This is a genomic window from Paenibacillus lacisoli (genome assembly GCF_030580655.1).
Taxonomy (GTDB): domain Bacteria; phylum Bacillota; class Bacilli; order Paenibacillales; family Paenibacillaceae; genus Paenibacillus; species Paenibacillus lacisoli.
The window spans coordinates 447617-467474 of sequence record NZ_JAUQTB010000003.1; the positions used below are offsets into that span (position 1 = coordinate 447617).

At 52.5% G+C, this 19858-nt stretch carries 12 protein-coding genes; 11 read left to right on the forward strand and 1 reads right to left on the reverse strand.

Annotation, left to right across the window (positions count from 1 at the left end):
- Positions 1-86 precede the first annotated feature (86 nt).
- The 9 genes from Q5741_RS08975 (at position 87) to Q5741_RS21665 (ending at position 14719) form a co-directional block, all read left to right on the forward strand.
- Complete coding sequence (locus Q5741_RS08975; RefSeq protein ID WP_305023727.1) at positions 87-560, forward strand: hypothetical protein; 474 nt, start codon at positions 87-89, stop codon at positions 558-560.
- Between the two features lie 93 nt (positions 561-653).
- Positions 654-920 (forward strand): alpha/beta-type small acid-soluble spore protein, encoded by a 267-nt coding sequence (locus Q5741_RS08980; RefSeq protein WP_305023728.1) that lies wholly within the window; start codon positions 654-656, stop codon positions 918-920.
- A 165-nt stretch (positions 921-1085) separates the two neighbouring features.
- Positions 1086-2291 (forward strand): methionine adenosyltransferase, encoded by a 1206-nt coding sequence (gene metK / locus Q5741_RS08985; RefSeq protein ID WP_305023729.1) that lies wholly within the window; start codon positions 1086-1088, stop codon positions 2289-2291.
- 267 nt (positions 2292-2558) lie between these two features.
- Positions 2559-7052, forward strand: a complete 4494-nt coding sequence (locus Q5741_RS08990; protein WP_305023730.1) for an Ig-like domain-containing protein — start codon at positions 2559-2561, stop codon at positions 7050-7052.
- A gap of 192 nt (positions 7053-7244) precedes the next feature.
- Complete coding sequence (locus Q5741_RS08995) at positions 7245-9956, forward strand: stalk domain-containing protein (RefSeq protein ID WP_305023731.1); 2712 nt, start codon at positions 7245-7247, stop codon at positions 9954-9956.
- Between the two features lie 47 nt (positions 9957-10003).
- The gene (locus Q5741_RS09000; protein ID WP_305023732.1) at positions 10004-11161 is read left to right on the forward strand and encodes a sensor histidine kinase; all 1158 of its coding nucleotides are present in this window, start codon (positions 10004-10006) and stop codon (positions 11159-11161) included.
- 4 nt (positions 11162-11165) lie between these two features.
- The gene (locus Q5741_RS09005) at positions 11166-11888 is read left to right on the forward strand and encodes a response regulator (RefSeq protein WP_305023733.1); all 723 of its coding nucleotides are present in this window, start codon (positions 11166-11168) and stop codon (positions 11886-11888) included.
- A 175-nt stretch (positions 11889-12063) separates the two neighbouring features.
- Entirely contained in the window at positions 12064-12462 is a 399-nt protein-coding gene (locus Q5741_RS09010; protein WP_305023734.1) for a hypothetical protein, read from the forward strand.
- A 388-nt stretch (positions 12463-12850) separates the two neighbouring features.
- Positions 12851-14719, forward strand: coding sequence for a helicase-related protein (locus Q5741_RS21665; protein WP_407074339.1), 1869 nt, complete (start codon positions 12851-12853; stop codon positions 14717-14719).
- A 540-nt stretch (positions 14720-15259) separates the two neighbouring features.
- Here the strand turns inward: Q5741_RS21665 and Q5741_RS09020 are convergent.
- Positions 15260-17032, reverse strand: a complete 1773-nt coding sequence (locus Q5741_RS09020) for a sigma-54 interaction domain-containing protein (protein WP_305023736.1) — start codon at positions 17030-17032, stop codon at positions 15260-15262.
- Positions 17033-17278: 246 nt separating this feature from the next.
- Between Q5741_RS09020 and Q5741_RS09025 the strand changes: the two genes are divergently transcribed.
- On the forward strand, positions 17279-18193 hold the full coding sequence (locus Q5741_RS09025) for a proline dehydrogenase (RefSeq protein WP_305023737.1): 915 nt from the start codon (positions 17279-17281) through the stop codon (positions 18191-18193).
- Positions 18194-18258: 65 nt separating this feature from the next.
- Complete coding sequence (pruA, locus tag Q5741_RS09030; protein WP_305023738.1) at positions 18259-19827, forward strand: L-glutamate gamma-semialdehyde dehydrogenase; 1569 nt, start codon at positions 18259-18261, stop codon at positions 19825-19827.
- Positions 19828-19858 lie beyond the last annotated feature (31 nt).

Genomic DNA, 19858 nt, shown 5'->3' on the forward strand with positions numbered 1-19858 from the left:
GAGAGAGAGGATATCCTCTCTCTCTTTTTGATTTTATAAAAGTTATGGAGGTAAGAGTGAGAAATTTGAAATTTAAGACATTTTGCTTGTTTACCTTTTTGCTTTTTTGTAATAATTCAGCATTCGCTGCCACCGCAACATCCCAACCCGGCACGGCCGATGACCCCGTCGTAACCAAAAGCTACGTAGACCAACAAATCCAAAATGCACTGTCTGGTAAAACACCTTCTACGCCATCAACAACGACACCATCCACACCAAGCACTACTCCAGCTGCACCTGCGGATACATCCTACAAAATTGTAGATGTTAAACCCGGCCAAAAACTAATGGCCGCTTCTGGAGCGGAGTTTATCGTACGTGCGGGTAAAGCGGTCATCATCAGTGATGCGGCGAACGGTGTTGCCGATCTGACTGGTGGACAGGACCTGACGGACGGAACTGCCATTTACACTAACCATCTGTTATTATTCCCAAGAGAAGGCCGGGGTATAACCACACAGGATGGGCAAAAATATGGGCTGGTCGTTATGGTTCGCGGTGGATATACGATTCAATAATTTGTGCCAAGCCAACCAACAATTCATCAGATTATCCCCCGCCATGCCGATGCACAATATTCTTGTACAATAATTACAGGAGGTGCATAGGAGATGGCACGTAACAACAGTCGGAGTAACCGGAAGCTGGTACCGGAAAGCCGGGAAATGCTGAATCAGATGAAGTATGAGATCGCAGCTGAATTTGGTTATACAAGCGGTGGATATGGCGCGGATACCGAATTTGCAGGTGAACTGGGTCAGGTAGGACAAGGCTCCAGCGGACTTGGGGCTTACCGTACGTCGAGAGAGAATGGTTCGGTTGGCGGCGAGATGACGAAGCGTCTGATTGCTCAGGCGGAGAAAGCCTTTTTGTCCTAAGATAACAGCTCTTATTCCCTGATTCTTCAAGGGATTTTGCATCTTCATGTGAAGATTCCACCAATTGACACCGATTGACAAATGCGATAAGATGACCTTTGAGGATTGTACGCAACCTTTTCCAATGGGAAAAGGTTCATTTTTTGTTTAAGGGGGTTTGATTCCATGTCTATTAAAGGACGTCACTTATTTACGTCGGAGTCCGTTACAGAAGGACATCCGGATAAAATTTGTGACCAGATTTCGGATGCGGTGCTGGATGCCTTTTTGGCGGTAGATCCCAACGCCCGTGTAGCCTGCGAAGTATCTGTAGCGACTGGTCTGGTGCTTGTGATCGGAGAGATCAGCAGCTCTGCAGATTATGTGGATATTCCTGCGATTGTACGCAATACGGTGAAGGATATCGGCTATACTCGTGCGAAATTCGGTTTTGATTTTAATACAATGGCTGTGCTCACGTCGCTGAACGAGCAATCGCCGGATATCGCGCAGGGGGTTAATGCTGCCCTGGAGAACCGGAATCCGGAAGAAATGGCGAGAGAAACAGAGAACATTGGTGCTGGTGATCAGGGTCTGATGTTTGGTTTCGCAACCAATGAGACACCTGAACTGATGCCGCTGCCGATTGCTACATCACACCGTATCGCCCGTCGACTGGCGGAAGTACGCAAGAACGGAACACTGGAATACCTTCGTCCCGATGGTAAGACACAAGTAACGGTAGAATACGATGAGGACGGCAAGCCGGTTCGCATCGATACGATCGTCGTGTCTACTCAGCATGGTGAAGATATTACACTGGAGCAAATCCAGAAGGATATCAAAGAGCATGTTATTTTGCCTGTAGTCCCTGCAGAGTTGCTGGATAGCGAAACCAAGTATTATATCAATCCTACAGGCCGTTTTGTTATTGGCGGACCTCAAGGGGATGCCGGTCTGACTGGACGAAAGATCATCGTCGATACATATGGCGGTTATGCGCGTCATGGCGGCGGTGCTTTTTCCGGTAAGGATCCGACGAAAGTTGACCGTTCCGCAGCCTATGCTGCCCGTTATGTGGCGAAGAATATCGTTGCCGCTGGTCTCGCTGACAAATGTGAAATTCAGCTGGCTTATGCGATTGGTGTAGCTACACCGGTGTCTATTAACGTAGATACTTATGGTACGGGTAAGGTAAAAGAAGAGAAGCTGGTCGAGCTGGTCCGCAATAACTTCGACCTTCGTCCTGCCGGAATTATCCGTATGCTGGATTTACGCCGTCCGATTTACAAGCAGACTGCTGCTTACGGTCACTTTGGCCGTACTGACCTGGAGCTCCCTTGGGAACAGGTGGACAAAGCAGACATGCTGAGATCCCAAGCGGGTCTGTAAGTGTTAATCGATTGTATAAGTCATTAGTAAAGTAATTATATATATGCTGATTCAAGCCGATTTCTGACATCAGAATCGGCTTTTTTGTCATGCTTTCGAATACATTTTCCGGTAATTTCCTAATGATTTGGACCTGGAGAGCCGACATAAAGAAGAGGTGTATTTTCTGTTTGTCAGAAAAATATGCCTATCCATAATATGAAATCGATAATGTGAAATCATTCAATAACGATATAGGTTAAAGGGAAGCACAGGAGGGATTCTTACATGATCATGAAATGGAATAAGAAGAGGACAACCAGAAGCATAGCGATTGCGCTGTCGCTGATGCTGACTACTGAATTATGGGGTGGAACAGCCCTGCTGCCAGGTCCGACGTACGCAGAAGCTGCAGTACAGACGGCCGTACAAGCATCCAATTTATTCCCCGCGAGCGGCTATAGCAGCACTCCGATATCACCGGATATCTCTGTAACACTGGGTCAGCCGGTCGAGTTAGTGACAAGCGGGAGTTATGGAGTCTCCATCCGTAAATATAGTGATAATACCGAGCAGGCCCGAATTCTGGGCAGCAGCATGGAGCTGCAGAATAATGGGAAGAAGCTGGTTATAGCTCAGGCCCAAGGACAAGGAGGCCAAGGTCATGCAGGCCCGATAAATAGCCTGGAGCCAGATACGAAATACTACATAACGATCGACAAAGAGCTGTTAAAGCCTGCGTCAAATGCATACATATGGGATGGCTTATCGAATAAAGACCAATGGAATTTCACGACGGTGGGGAATGGATCCGGGGCCGACACGGAAGCGCCGCAGTTACTTAAACAGGCACCTGTAGATAAGACCTCCAATGTGCTGCCTGAGAATGCCAAACTTCAGCTTACGTTCAATGAGCCTGTAGAGACAGGTAAAGGAAGTATTACAATCATGGGGCGTGCCAGCGGCAGTGGTTCCGCCTTTACGAATGTAGCCAATCTGGACATTCCTGGAGACCAGGTGACAGGCACAGCCACAGAGGCAGTAGATACGAATGGAACGAAAACTTACACTGTCAACATCAGCCTGCAGGATACGCTAAAGTACGGTTGGGACTACCAGGTAGGCGTAAACAAGGGAGCCTTTCTGGACCTGTCGGGAAATGAGTCAGACGCATGGACAGCCGCTCAATGGTCATTCTCAACAGCGGCCCCTCTCCAGGCTGAGACGCTGCTTCCCGCTCTGAACCAACGAAGCGTCCCTGTTGGACAGCAATTGAAGCTGTCTTTTAACAAAAATATTGCCCTCGGAAAGGGTACAATCTCTATTAAGCAGCTGTCCAACAATGCAGAGGTTGCTAAAATTAATGTAGATAACACAACAGGCAGTGGGACAAGTGCAGGTTCCGGTTCCTCTGTAGCTTCAATAAGCGGGAGCGATCTGACAATTACGCATCCTGCATTTACAGCAAATACGACCTATTATGTACTGATCGATAAAGGGACTATCCTCGGTGAGGACGGCTCATTGTTTGCAGGGTACATCGAAGGGGATGACTGGCTGTTCTCGACGCAGGGAGATGCCGTTAAGCTGACAGCACTGCAGCCTGCTAACGGCGGCAGCAGTTCGACATTGACGCCGACGCTTAAATTAACCTTTGACCGCAATGTTACTCTGAAAAGCGGCACCATCCGGGTGAGCAAAAGCGATGGAACCGTAGTGGAAGACATTCCGGTGACTTCCTCCAAAGTAACTGGTGGCGGCACTTCAGTTATTTCGATCAAACCGGCAGCAACTCTTGCCTATAATACCCGCTATCTGGTTAGTATACCGGATGGAACGCTGACAGATACGGATGGGAACCTGTTCCCGCGCTCCAATCAGACCTTATCCTGGAGTTTTACAACGGCGGCCAATACGAGTGCGTTAACACTCTCTTCTCTTTCACCAGCTGCGGGAAGTTCATCCGTTCCAATCAGTTCAGATTTGACGATGACGTATAACCGCAGTATTCAGCGTGGGACAGGAAGTATCAGCCTTCGCAAGGTAGGGGCCTCAGCAGATACGGCAATTACAGTTAGTATCAATGCAGCAAAAGCCGTTATCCACCCGGCGTCCCTATTAGAGGCCAACTCCACGTACACATTGACGGCTGGTACGGGAGCATTTCTGGATGCATCCAACAGCGATATGTGGTCTCCGGCAATGCAGTGGAGTTTTAGTACAGCTATAGCTGATACAACCGCTCCCGTGCTGCAGAGCACGCAAATGTATACCAATGACACCATCCGGCTGCAGTATAACGAGGCTATAGACAGTTCGATGGTACCTCTGATTACAAGTTTTTCGGCTACCGTCAATGGGGATACCCGAGCTGTTAGCAGTGTCTGGATCTCCGGTTCCAATGTATATGTGGTTCTGTCAACAGGGGTTGCAGTTGGACAAAATGTAAGACTCAGTTACTCGGCAGGCACACGGCCCATCCGGGATTATGCAGGGAATTCTGCAGCATCCTTCGGATTGATTGAAGTTGTCAATGGCATGGACACGGCTCTTCCTAAACCGAGAGAGGCGACCGTATATACGAACAGCCTCATTGTTTATTTTAACGATACGATTAAAACACCGTCCACATCGGCTTATAGTCAATTTCAGGTAACGGCAGACGGTTCGGGGATCGGTGTAAACAGCCTGTACTGGAATGGCTCTTACCTGACCCTCAACCTGTCCCGCGGTGTGACAGACGGTCAGGTCGTCAAGCTCTCGTATGCGCCGGGTTCCTATCCGCTTCAGGATCTCCGAGGGCAAAATGTATCGGCATTCACCGATTTTTTTGTCCGGAATACGCTGGATTCCAAGCCGCCTGTACTTGAAAAAGCAGAGGCCACCGGCAGCACGGTTCTGCTCACATACAATGAAGCGCTGCGAGAAGACAGACTTCCTGCAAAGAACCAATTCTCTGTTTTGTCCGGGTCTACACCTGATTATGTGACAGCGATGGAGATTAAGTCGAACACGATAAAATTAACGCTGGCGTCTTCCCTGTCTCCGACGGTCGATGCAACGGTATCTTATGTGCCAGGAAGTTCAGGCTTTACCGACTTGAACGGCAATATGGCAGGCTATTTGAATCTGGTACCGATCACCATCTCCAATGGTGCGGCTGTCGGACTGACATCAGGCACGGTAAAAGACAACGGAATCTCATTGACTTTTAACAAAACGCTGCAAACCCAATCTTCAGTGACAACGGGCCAGTTCATAGTTAAGGCGGATGGTACAGCACAGACCGTACAGTCTGGAACGGTAAGCGGCAGTGTAATCACGCTAAAGCTGGCTCAGCCTGTTGCTGCGAGTGCAAAGGTCGAAGTGTCCTATACACCGGGAAGTACACCAATCAAAGAAAGCACAGGGAGCAATCTGGGTACCTTCTCGGGAGTACTCCTGCAGAACCAGGGCAGTACCACGGGTAACTCAGGATCCATTGGCTCACAGCCATCTTATCTTGAAATTCTGGGTGTTACCGAATTCAACCGCCCGCTGATGACGATGAAACTGGAAACCGCAGCGTTGTCTTCGGATGTGTCGCACCGGGGCAAGACGACGCAACGTTACACTATTGATGGGGATAAGCTGAACACGGCTTACAATTACGTCATCACCCAGAATAATATGGAGCATGGGCTAATCTTTAAGGTGCCCACTGCACAGCCAACCGCCTCTGTTGAGGTGCCAATGACTGTGCTGCAGAATGCTTACGGGCATGATAACAAAACGTCTATAGGTATCGTGTACGGTAATACGCTGATGATGATTGCATTAAAAGATTTGAAGTTTACGGAGATCTCCACAGCACAGCAGCGCAGTCTGTCCGATCTCTACCTGGTGATGCAAATTGAAAGTCTTGCGAGCTCCGAATATAGCGGAATTACGCAGCAGACGGCAGCCAACGCATTAGTAATCCATTCACAGGCCGTTGATCTTTCACTGAAAGTGCAGCCTAAAAATGGCTCATCCTCCGGGGATCTTACAATACCTTATGAAGCGATGCTGCGAACAGGTCAACTGTCCAGCACGACAGCCGCGTCTATCGAGCGGTTTGACTTATCAACAGATACAATTACTTATGTTCCGGCAACCAGCAGTAATGCAGGAGGATACAGTATTCTTAAAGGCAAAATGCAGGGAAGCACGATTGCTGCCATTGTGACAGGCAGCCGATCCTTCCTGGATGTTAGCAGCCACTGGGCTCGTACAGCGATCAGTGACCTGGCTTCCCGAATGATTATAGACGGTACGTCTGCAATCTACTACTCACCGAACCAGAATATCACCCGTCGTGACTTTGCCATCTATCTCGCCAAAGGCCTTGGCCTGGATGGACAGACAGCTACGGCAGCCCAGCGCTTCAGTGATATCTCTGCCAGCTCACAGGGCAGTGCCTATATTGGTGCCGTGGCCAAAGCGGGCATTATCACAGGCTATGTGGACGGCAGCTTCAAGCCGGATAACTACATTACCCGCGAGCAGATGGCGATCATGATGGTACGTGCGATGAATTACTCGGGCTACCAGACCGTCTTGAGCAGCACGCCTGCGAACATTCTGGGCAAGTTTAAGGATGTGAAATCGATCCAGACCCAGGATACGGTAGCGAAAGCGGTGCAGAACGGAATTATCTCCGGTGTCACCGTGAATACCTTCCAGCCTGCAGGCAAGGCAACTCGTGCTCAGGCAGCCATTATGCTGCAGCGGGTTCTGCGCAAAATCGGTTATCTGCAATAGCGGAATAGCCGGCGAAATCATAAGGCCCTTCATCTTCATCTGGAGATGGAGGGCTTTTACTTTTGCGCATAAGCGTAACTTTTCTTAATAAACTTAGTCTATTTAAGAGAGAAGGTATACTAGAATTGATTCCCATAGGCGGGAGTTTGGTATTCTAAGTTCGATATACGAGATGGGAGAGAGCAAGAAGCAATGAATGGACATGAGGGGAAAACAACATCAGGTGCATGGAAGCGGAGTAAAACATGGGTAGCCGTCTCCCTGGCAGGCGTCCTGCTGGCAGGGCCGGCCATCGGGGTGGGTCCGGTATGGCAAGGAACGCCGCTGGGCATTTCGACAGCCGAAGCGGCAGCCTTGGGGACCGTAAAGCTGGGTGAAGAAGTGCTGACTTCGGGCGCTGTCCTGATGAAGTATAAATATACAACAACACGTTCAGGCAAAACAGCGACAGCGCTGGCCGATGTCATCCGGGTGGATCTGACGAACCCGTATGTGAAGCTGGATGTCATGACAGGCAAGAACGGGCAGTTCACGACCAAGCAAAGTACGGGCGGCATGGCATTAGAGACCGGAGCTGTAGCCGGTGTGAACGGAGATTACTTTAATACGAGTGCGGACGGCGCTCCAATCGGAGGACAAGTTTCGGATGGCGAGCTGATGTCAACCCCGTCGGATATCAAGGGGATGTATGCTTTTGCTGTGACTAAGAGCGGTAAGCCGATGATCGAGCAGTTTACCTTCGAGGGAAATGTAACGGCTGCAGACGGGGCGACTTTTCCGATTGAAGGGATGAATAAAGCGTCCTACACCCCGGAGAGCGGGGACAGCAATTACAGCCATGTGAACAAAATGTATATCTATACATCCGCATGGAAATCGCTGGATCGTCCCAAAAACAGCGCAACTACGCCAACCGAAGTACTGGTACAGAACGGTGTGGTCAAGCAAATTGCCAAGAACAGCACGATTAGCTCGGCGATACCGGAGGACGGTTATATTTTGCGTACGCATGGAACGGCTGCCACTTTTGTGAACACCCATCTCAAAGTCGGAGACACCATCAAGGCAGATTATCAGCTGCGGGTGATGTCTACCCAGCAGGCGGTCGATCCGGCAGATCTGCAGATGATGATCGGGGGACATACGATCCTGGTCGATAACGGCAAAAAATCGGCGTACTCCCGGGATGTGTCCAGCATTGGCGGATACCGTGCACGTACTGCACTTGGTTACTCCAGTGACAACAAATATGCGTACGTTATAGCGGCACAGAAAAATGAGGACAGCAGTGGAATGTCGCTGGGCGAGCTGCAGAATTTTATGGTAAGCATTGGCGTATGGAAAGGCCTGAACCTCGATGGCGGCGGCTCTACGACGATGGTTACACGTCCGCTCGGTGAACAGCAGGCACAGCTGACCTTTGATACGGAGTATGGCACCCAGCAGCGCAGTATTGTGAACGGACTGGGCATTTATACAGAAGCGCCGAAGGGAACGCTTAAAGGCTTTACCGTCAGCGGCAGCAAAACACTGCTGATCGGTCAGCAGGGCAGCTACGCGCTGAAAGGCTATGACACTTACTACAACCCGTATGATATCAGTGGGGCAAATGTAAGCTGGACATCCAGCAACAGCGGCATCATTGCCGTCAGCAACGGCAAGATCACGGGCGTGAAGCCGGGTACCGCAACGCTTACCGCCTCCAGTGGTTCGGCCCGCTCGTCGATCAAGGTGGAAGTGCTGGGAGCCAGCCAGCTGAGTTCCTTGACGGCAGGCAGCGGCACAGGTGCACTGACAGCGGGGGCCTCGCTGAATATCCCGGTTACCGCCAAGACGAAGAGCGGCCAGACCATCGCGCTGCCGGCTGACTCGCTGAAGTGGCAGTTCATCGGCCTTAGCGGCACGGTGCAGGGAAATACGCTTACCATCAATTCGGTGAATCCATCGGCCCAAGTCGGCTACGCTATCGGCTGCTATGACGGCTTCAGTACGGTTGTTGTGCTTTCCAAGGGAGGCCAGACGCAGTGGGAGAATTTCGAGAATGTAGGCTATCCGATCAGCTTTACGACCAATGCGGCAGGCGTGACCGGCAGTGCAGTGGTGAAGAAGGGCAGCGGCGACCATGCGGCTTCGAATGTATTGGAGCTGCAATATAATATGACGGCAGGCAGCGGCAAAATGTACGCGTACGCCCAACTGAACGGCACCACAGGCAAAGCGGTGAGTGCTCCGGCAGCGGCCATGTCCCTGGATGTCATGGGGGACAAGAGTCTGAACTGGCTTCGTGCGGAATTTACCGATGCAGCAGGCAAAACCGTCTATGTTGACCTCGCCAAGGTCATCGACTGGACCGGCTGGAAGACATTGAATATCGATCTTAGCGGCAGCGGTCTGACCTATCCGGCCAAGCTGAAGCGCATGTATGTAGTAAACGTGGAGGAGGGCCAGGATGAGCGGGCGAAGAGCGGGACGGTTGCTTTTGACAATATCAGCTTCAATATGCCGTCCCTATCCAGTGATGCCGGGCTCCCTACCGGAACGGCGCTGATGGCGATTGGCCAGAAGTCCATGGTCATGAACGGGCAGAAGAGTCCGGTCGATGTCGCTCCGATCATCCGGAATAACTCGACATATGTGCCGATCAAGTATATACTCGATGCGTTCGGCGGACAGGCTTCCTGGGATGCGGCGAACCAGCGTGTCTCGGTATGGCGCGGCAGTAAAATGCTGGATCTGACCGTAGGCCAAAAGGAGCTGATTATGAACGGCAAGCGGATTTCGACAGAAGTCAGCCCTATTATCGTAAATGGTAGGACTTTGGTCCCGTTGAGATTGGTATCCGAGCAGCTTGGATTCACTGTAAAATGGGAACAAAAAACGAAGACCGTAACGATACAATCATGATATGGTATGATATATATCGGAAATGCTAGAATGGAGTAGAAAAATTCGTGGACAACCGAGCCGATGCCATAGACAAAGTCATCAAGAATACGATCCAGGTCATGGAGAGCAGTAAATATCAGATGTTTGAAATATTGGACACGGCACGCGGAGAACTGATTTCCCTGAATCAGGAGCTCCAGGTTGTGCTGCAGGAGACGGCGGAGACCATTGAGAAGGTCGATCAGCTTGAGCTGAAATACCGTCAATCCCGGATCCGGCTGACAGAAGTCAGCCGGGATTTTGTCCGTTATTCGGAAGAAGATATCAAGCAGGCTTACGAGAAAGCAACCCAGCTTCAGCTCGATCTGCTGATTTACCGCGAGAAGGAAATGTATCTGAAGGCACGTCGTGACGATCTGCAGAAACGGGCCCGCAATGTAGAAGCTTCGGTGGAGCGTGCGGAAACGGTCGGTTCGCAGATGGGCGTCGTGCTGGAATATTTGTCAGGTGAGCTTGGCCAGGTATCACGCATTATTGAAAATGCCAAAAATCGACAATTAATCGGTCTGAAAATTATTTTGGCCCAGGAAGAGGAGCGGAAGAGAATCTCCCGGGAGATTCATGATGGTCCTGCTCAGCTGCTGGCCAACTTAGTGCTCAGGACGGAAATTGTAGAAAGAATGCTCGTAAAGCAGGAATTTAGACTGGTACAGGACGAAATAGTAGACTTGAAGGGACAGGTGCGTTCCAGTCTGGCCGAGATGCGGAAGGTTATTTTTAATCTGCGTCCAATGGCACTGGATGATCTGGGACTGATTCCAACACTGCGCAAGTATGTGCAGGACTTCGAGGAGAGAACCAAGATACGCGCTGTATTCGAGACCCGGGGCAAGGAGCATCGTCTGTCATCCGCCATGGAGGCTGCGATCTACCGTCTGGTACAGGAGGCCCTGACCAATGCGTCCAAGCATGCGCACCCCACCCATGTCGTGGTGGAAATTACATACCAGGCGCAGCTCGTGAAGATTGTTGTGCAGGATAACGGGGTGGGCTTCAAACCTGAACAATTCGAAAAGGGAAAAGAAAATAATCATTTCGGGCTGATCGGCATGAGGGAAAGAGTCGAACTGCTTGAGGGGAGAATGGAGATCGAATCGGCCGAAAATCAAGGTACGAAGATCGTGATTCATATTCCAACGAACGTGGAGAAAGGGAAGGAGTAACAGGATGGATAACCGAGAGACTGGCGGCACACCGATTAAAGTTCTTCTGGCGGACGATCATCAGCTGTTCCGCGAAGGATTGAAGCGTATTTTAAACATGGAGGATGATATTGAGGTCATCGGTGAGTGCGGAGACGGCATCCAGGTGCTGGAGTTCTGCAATCAGATCAAACCAGACATCGTGCTGATGGATATCAATATGCCGGTCGAGAACGGGGTGGAGGCTACCGAGAAGCTCCGCGAGCTGTTCCCGGACGTCAAAGTGATCATTTTGTCGATTCACGATGATGAGAGCTATGTATTTGAGACGCTTCGCAAGGGAGCCAACGGCTATCTTCTGAAGGATATGGAGGCAGAGTCGCTGATTAACGCTATCCGATCCGTACACGAAGGTTATGCGTTTATTCACCCTAAGGTAACAGGGAAGCTGATTCAGCAGCTGCGCCGCATGACCTTCCTGAATGAAGCAGGTGCGATGGCAGAGGGCAATACGAAGGAAGCCGGCGTGAAGTTTGTGGCTGGGGATAACAATCCGCTGACCCGGCGTGAAGCCGAAGTGCTGCGTCTGATGGCGGAAGGCAAGAGCAACAAGATGATCGGGGAATACTTGTTCATTAGTGAGAAAACCGTGAAAAACCATGTCAGCAGCATTCTGCAGAAGATGGAAGTCGACGACCGTACCCAGGCTGTCATCAATTCGATCAAATTCGGCTGGGTTACACTGTAGTCCGGCAGTGAACTGCTGTAAACGGGTAGAGCAGGCTGCGGCGTTAATGGCAATGTGATGGCCATTAAGGCCGACCGCCGTGTCACCTGAGGAATGTGCGGGCATCAGCGGTAGTTTTGTCACCGGACTTTTGGTAACGGCATATATTGTCGCTATCAAGGGAGGTGGCATCTCCATGATTGCCCATTTCATAGGAATATTAATTGTTTTTGTTCTGGCGGCCGTGGCGGTACGCGGAGCCTATAGAAGGCATTCGCAAACCGGGAAGAAGCCGTCCAAAGGTTATATTCTGATTACATGCGATCAGGAGCAGCATATTGAATGGTATATGCGGGCATTGTCCCTGTATGCGATGTTCCATAAAGACAGCATACAGGTTCGTGTTCTGGATGCGGGATCCGAAGATCATACGCTGGGGATTCTGGAACGCATGTCTTCACGTTTGCCGCTGCTGCTGGACGTGGAGAGACATGCTCTGCTGCCTGAGAATATGCACGACCGTTACGGCGTAGCAACCGCGGAAATCATCGATTTACGGCATGCCCAGGCTGCGGGGAAGATTCCTTTTGTCTAAGAAAGAGAACGGTTCAGAGCCAGATGCGGTATTCGTAAAGATTCACTGTGCTGACGTTACAATAGACGCCGGCCGGGAGCATAAAGTTTCGGGACATTCCGGAATATTTAACCAAATATCTGTAAAAGTGTGAAGCACACGCTGAGGCTGGGAAGGGCCGGGCGTGTGTTTTTTTGTGCTTGCCGCAAAGGACCCTTCCTGCCTTACGAGGGGGAGGCGTTGATGAATGAAAGCAGCGGTTTATGCGGTTAAAGCCGGAGAGCGCCGGGAGGTTAGGGTCTCCCTGGATTTGCAGGTTGATCTACGTTGGTGGCGAAGCCGCCCCGGCCGGGAGGTGCAGGAGATGCTGCTGCTGAGCAGCGGCATGCCGCTGGGATGGGCGGTAAAGCTGGCGGAGCATGGCTGGGGGGAGTTCGGTAAAACCCGACCCCGTAAAGAGAGAATCGATCAAGACAGATGGAGTCAAGACCAGGTGGATAAGCCGGAGAAGGGACGGTGGCAGTCCTGGGTAGAGGATGTCCTGCAGACAGAGCTTCAGGCTGAGCCTGTCGGCAGGCGGCGAAAGCTGCTCGGCATGAACCTGCTGGATCTGAATAGAACGGTGCAGGATGATGGTCTGCTCTCCCCAGAATGTACTGGCTGGGACCAGAGCGTACTCGCTCCCGATGTGCTGGATTCTACGCAGGCATGGGAGCGGCTGCAGGCCGCAGCGGATCAGCTGGCCGCTCTGCTGGCCGGGCGCCAGCTGCTCGTGCCCGAGCTCGCTGCGCTGCTCAGCGACACCGCGCCGCCCTGGGCCGGCGCCTGGCGCTCTGCCGCGCAGCTCGCGCACGTGCAGGGCCGGCTGTCGTATGCCGCCGGCCTCAGCGGGGCCGCGCCCGGCCGCCGCGGCCTGGTGCGCTGCCGGCGCTGCGGCAGCGGGCAGCTCCGCCGCACGGCATGTGCCGCGTGCGGCTCGGCGGCTTGCGCCTACTGCGAGGCCTGCCTCGCGCTCGGGCGCAGCCGCGCTTGTGCGCTGCTGCTGAGCAGCGCAGCGCCGGGGCCGGCCGTGCACAACGGCACGGCCGGGACGCCCCCCACCGAGGTCCTGGACCGGTGGGGGCTCAGCCCCGCGCAGCGAGCGGCGGCGGCCGCTGCGCTGGCTTTTGTGGCACGGCCGCCTGGGGCAGGCCGTGCCGAGCCGCCGCGCTCTGCTCGCGCGGCGGGGGTGGTGCAGGCGCTGGTGCAGCGCGCGCGCCGGGCTTCGTCTCACCGTTTGGCGCCCTCACCGCCGCGCTTTCTGCTCTGGGCGGTGACAGGGGCTGGTAAGACGGAGATGATCTTTCCGCTCCTGGCCGATGTGTTGGAGCGGGGCGGCCGGGCGCTCGTAGCGACGCCGCGGCGGGATGTGGTGCTGGAGCTGGCGCCCCGGCTCGCCAAAGCCTTTCCCTCCTCGCCGCCCGTGACGCTCTACGGCGGCAGTCCGGAGCGCTGGCGGCAGGGGGAGTTAATGCTGGCGACGACCCACCAGCTGATGCGGTTCCGGCATGCGTTTGATCTCGTCATTATCGACGAGCTGGATGCGTTTCCCTATCATAATGACCCCATGCTGGCTTACGCTGCGCAGCAGGCATGCCGGCCGTATGGCAAGTTCATTTATCTCTCCGCGACGCCGCCGGCCGAACTGCAGCGTGAGGCAGCTCGGGGAAGGCTGTCTCATGCCAAAGTCCCGGTCCGCTTTCATCGTCATCCGCTGCCGGTGCCGATGCGAATTACCATGAACCCGGTTGCTTCATGCCTGCGCCGCGGCCAGCTGCCTCTTGCGCTGGTGCGTGCGCTTCGGCGTTCGGTGGAACGCGGAGCGCAGCTGTTTGTCTTCGCGACCCGCATTGCGCAGATAACGCCGCTCACACAGCTCCTGGCACGCCATCTCCCTGGTATTTCCATAGCGGGCACTTCTTCCGAGGATACAGCGCGTTCCGAGAAGGTGGCGGCTTTTCGCAGCAGGGAGATCCGTCTGCTCGTGACGACTACGATTCTGGAAAGGGGTGTCACGGTGCCGAAGAGCGACGTATTTATTCTGGATGCGGACAGCAGCCTGTTCGATGAGGCATCGCTCGTGCAGATGAGCGGCCGGGCTGGTCGCGCCAAGGATGACCCTGCGGGTAACGTAGTGTTCGCTTCACCGCAGTGGACCCGGGGGCAAAAGCAGGCGGTCGCCCAGATCAAGCGTATGAACCGGATCGCGCGGAAGCAGGGGTATTTAAGAGAGAGATGATACATTTGGATTTAGACAAGAAAGAGGGCGTTTGATCTTCCAGAATGCAAAAGTCGGCGGGATAGACAGATGGGGATGGGTGATCAGGGGCAGCTTCATTAGAAGAGGAGCGGGAATCTATCGTTTCCCAAAAAACAGATCAGGCGGTTATCGTTCTTGACCGATGCAGTTCTTAGCTATCCCATAAAGCTCAACACCTTTAAAGCTTTGCCTAGTCAAGTGAATCTCTCTTTTATTGTCTCTAATTCGCGGACATTTTTTGGAGTTTGCCTATCAAATAGTGGACACTTATTTCACAACAACATACTAACGCCTCCAATCTCCCAACCACTACATACAGAAAACTTTAAACCAAAATACGCATATCTAGTGTCTGTCTTCTTAGGGAGAGTTTATGGTTCAGATTCGTACAATGTCCACCTTTTGAAAGACATTTCCCATACATTTGTCCGCGATCAAGAGACTCGGAGCTTATCTTCAAGTAGGGCCGGCGAATTGGGCAGGTCTTCATTCTTCATTAGCAATGAAAGCGGCCGTTCATCATTGAATCTCGTGCTCCCGCATCTTGTTGTACAGCGTCCCCCGTGAAATACCGAGTAGGCGGGCAGCGGCAGCCTTGTTCCCAAAGGTCCGATGAAGTGCATCCCGAATCTGCTGAACCTCATCTGCAGGAGGAGACTCGATGTCCGAGCTGTCCTCTACGTGGTAATTCGGCGCTGTGCCGGATGGCAGTCCGGCATCAGCTGGTTCTTCATCACTGCCAGCCAGGGGCAAATGCTCGCGCTGCAGAGCAATCGGCAGATGCTCCAGCAGCAATTGGTCACCATCGCTCAGGATCACACAGCGCTCGATCACACTCCGCAGCTCGGACAGGTTGCCCGGCCATTCGTATCGGATCAGAGCGTGCATCGCCGCCGGGTCCACCTGCAGGATCGGCTTCTGATGCTGAACCGCATATTCCCTGACGTACATCGGAACGAGGGCAGAGATATCCTCGCGTCGTCTGCGCAGCGGCGGCAGATAGATCGATACGACATTCAGAGCGTAGTACAGATCCTGACGGAACTGCTTGTGCTGAACCATCTGCTCCAGATCCTGCTCGACAGCGGCAATCAGACGAACCGACGTAGGAACAGCCTCTTCTCCGCCGGTGCGAACGACCGACTTTTGCTGCAGGGTACGGTACAGCCTGGCCTGAAGCTCCGGCGGAAGGAGATCCAGCTCATTCAGGAAAAGGGTTCCGTGAGCACACAGCTCCAGCTTCCCGGGTCGGCCGCTGCCGTCCCCGGAGAAGGCGCCGCCCTGATAGCCGAATAATTCTGTTTCCAGCAGCCCTGCCGGCATGGCACCACAGTTGATGACATGGAAAGGACCCTGGGTCCGCGGGCTGGCCTGATGAATCATGCGTGCAAGATGCTCCTTGCCGACACCATTTTCACCAATCAGCAGAACTGGATTGTCCTCTTTGGCGATTTTTTTGGCTAAACGGATGGCGGTTCCCATCGTTTCTCCACGAGCCTGGATCACGGCAAACGGATCTTCCTCCGTGCGTTCCCGCTTCAGCCTGTGCACATGTACCGTCGACAGCTCATCGTTCAGCCGCACCAGCTGGGTAATATCCTGTTCAGCGGCGATACCGCCGATAATATGGCCTTTCTCATCGGTGATGGGGGAGGCGTTAATCAGCACATGCGTATGCTCCCGCGGGCGGTGGTAGGTATGACGCAGCATTCTTCCCTCATCGAGGAGACCCAGCACAACGACAGCAGCCGGATCAAAATGCTCACCAATGACTTTTCCCAGAATCTGATCCTTGGGTATACCATACAGCTCCTCTGCCGCCGCATTCCATACGATAACGGTGCCGTTCCGGTCCACGGCGGTTACCGCATCAGTTACGGTGTCGGCCAGACCGGCAAAATACGAGGACAGCTCCACGTTTCGCTGCGCAGCGGTCCTCATCAGCTCACTGGGCAGCAAATACCCGGCGGGGATGCCATCCGGCTGCAGCAGCATAATCGGTCTTTGAAGACTGCCATGAATGCTTGCAAGACCGTCCCAGCCCAAAGGTTCACGATAAGGGAGCGCTGGTGAAGAGAGGACGCCTTCATGGGCACACAAAGCACGCAGTGACATCTCCGGATTTAACTCGAGCAACCACGCATCCTCTTGTGTAAACATATAGTGATTGGACTCCTGGCTAACATAAACGGCTGTCCCTTCCTTCAGGATGCGGCTTGCTTCCAGGAAGGAAGATTCTGCAGGCAGTTCCGTCCAGCGGGTATGTACTATAAAATGCTCATCTATAAACATAAGAGACCTCTTTTATCCTAAATGAATTGATTTTTCAATAAATAGTTTTGACAAATCTAACATGAAATGAACACTTTATCAATCATGAACGACGTTTATCCATGAGAATAACCTCCACTAATTATACATATATGTTCAAAATAAATGAAAATTATGAATTTTTGAACAATAATGTGTACAAATCATGATCCGCCGTGTATCTTATTAACAAGTTCTTTGCACTTGACACATGGAGGCTGGATGTCTATGGAAGTGTTAATGCGCAATATGTTTCAGAAGCTGGGCAAGAGCCGTTTCGCCAACCGGTTAGCCAAGAAATATGGACTGCGGTTTGGCGCTTCCCGGTTTGTGGCCGGAGATACCATTGCCAAGGCGATTGAGAAGGTAGCACAGTTTAACGAGGATGGACGGGTGGTGACGCTTGATCATTTGGGGGAGTTTGTATTCAATGAGCAGGAAGCGGTCGAATCCGCCGGGATGTGCCTTCGCACACTGGATGCCATTGCCCAGCGGGGGGTTCACTCTAATCTATCGGTCAAAATGACTTCCCTTGGACTTGGTCTCAGCCGGGAGCTGTGTATGCGGAACATGCGAATGATTCTGAACCGTGCCCGGGAATACGGCAATTTTGTCCGGATCGATATGGAGGATTACCCCTATTGTCAGACATCCATAGACATCTATCGGGAACTCCGTGGCGATTATGACAATGTGGGCATCGTGCTCCAGGCTTATCTTTACAGGACGGAACAGGATATTGAAGATTTGAAGGAGCTGCGCGCCAATCTTCGTCTCGTCAAGGGGGCGTATAAGGAGCCAGCCGAGGTTGCTTTCCCGAATAAAAAAGACGTGGACGACAATTACCGCCGGATCATTGAACAGCACCTGCTGAACGGGAATTACACTGCCGTTGCCAGTCATGATGAGGCCATCATTGAACATGTTAAATCCTTTGTGAAGGCTAAAGAGATTCCCGGTCATCAATTTGAGTTCCAGATGCTGTACGGGATCTGTGAAGATCTGCAGAAGCGGCTGGTACAGGAGGGGTACAAGGTGCGCGTGTACGTTCCTTACGGGATCGACTGGTTTGGCTATTTCATGAGAAGGCTCGCGGAGCGGCCGGCCAACGTATGGTTTGTTCTGAAGAATATGTTCAAATAGCAGCAGTCTGCATCAGGCCAAATGAATAGTTCCATAAAGCATGTCCAATCGGGAGGAGAATGTTTATGAATTTGGTGACACAAGCGGTTCCTTTTGCCAACGAGGCTTTTGTGGATTTTACCAAGGAAGAGAACCGGGCGGCCATGCAGGCTGCGCTTAACAAGGTGAAAAGTGAATTGGGTCAAACCTACCCCCTGCATATCGGGACAGAGACCATCGTCACAGAACAGCTTATCACTTCAATTAATCCGGGCAATACCGGTGAGGTCATCGGATATGTCAGCAAAGCAGACCAGTCCTTGGCCGAGAAGGCCATGCAGACGGCGTTGACCACCTTCGAGACATGGAAAAAGGTTCCCGCAGCGGAACGTGCCCAATACCTGTTCAAGGCCGCCTCCCTTATGCGTGAACGTAAATTTGAATTTTCGGCCTGGATGGTGCTGGAGGCAGGCAAAAACTGGGCTGAAGCCGATGCGGATACAGCGGAAGCTATTGATTTTATGGAGTTTTATGCCCGGGAAGCGATTCGTCTCAGTGAAAATAATGAGCACATGCCGCTGACGCCAGTGGCTGGTGAGGAAAACCGTCTGTCTTACATTCCACTGGGTGTGGGCGTGGTCATCCCGCCGTGGAATTTTCCATTAGCCATTACAGTGGGCATGACGACAGCGGCAGTCGTTTCGGGGAATACGGTCCTGCTCAAGCCTGCGTCGACGACGCCGGTCATTGCACATCAATTTATGGCTTTAATGGAAGAGGTTGGACTGCCAGCTGGTGTAATTAACTACATTCCGGGCAGCGGGGCTGAGGTTGGCGATTATCTGACCACGCATCCGAAGACACGGTTTATCAGTTTCACCGGCTCCAAGGAAGTGGGACTGCGCATTAACAAACTGGCGTCCGAGACAGCGCCGGGACAGATCTGGATCAAGCGGATCATTGCGGAGATGGGCGGTAAAGACGGCATCGTGGTGGATGAGACGGCAGATCTGGAGGCAGCAGCACAGGCGATTGTAGCTTCGGCTTTTGGTTTTCAGGGGCAGAAGTGCTCGGCGGGCTCGCGTGCTTTTATCGTGGAATCGGTTTACGACGAGATGCTGGGCAAAATCCAGGCGCTGACCGAACAGCTGCAGGTAGGACTGCCTGAAGAGAATTTCACGACAGGTCCGGTCATCGATGAAGGCTCCTACAATAAAATTCTGGACTACATTGAGATTGGCAAAAGCGAAGGCCGCCTGCTGACGGGGGGTGACAAGGCAGAGGGCAATGGCTATTATATTCAGCCTACCGTATTTGCTGATGTTCATGGCAGGGCGCGGATGATGCAGGAGGAGATCTTCGGACCGGTCCTGGCGATTGGCAAAGCGAAAGATTGGCAGGAAGCGATCGCGCTTTATAATGATACGGAGTTCGGCCTGACCGGCGCTTTCTTTTCGACAGATGAAGACCGGATTGCGGAAGCTTTGAACAACATGCACTGCGGTAACCTGTATGTGAACCGTAAATGTACGGGTGCGCTTGTAGGTGCTCATCCATTCGGCGGCTTTAACATGTCGGGGACGGACTCCAAAGCCGGAGGATACGACTATCTGCTGCTCTTTACCCAGGCTAAGCTGACTTCCCGAAAGAAGTAAAAGCAGACGAAATGCAGGATTGACGTGAAGC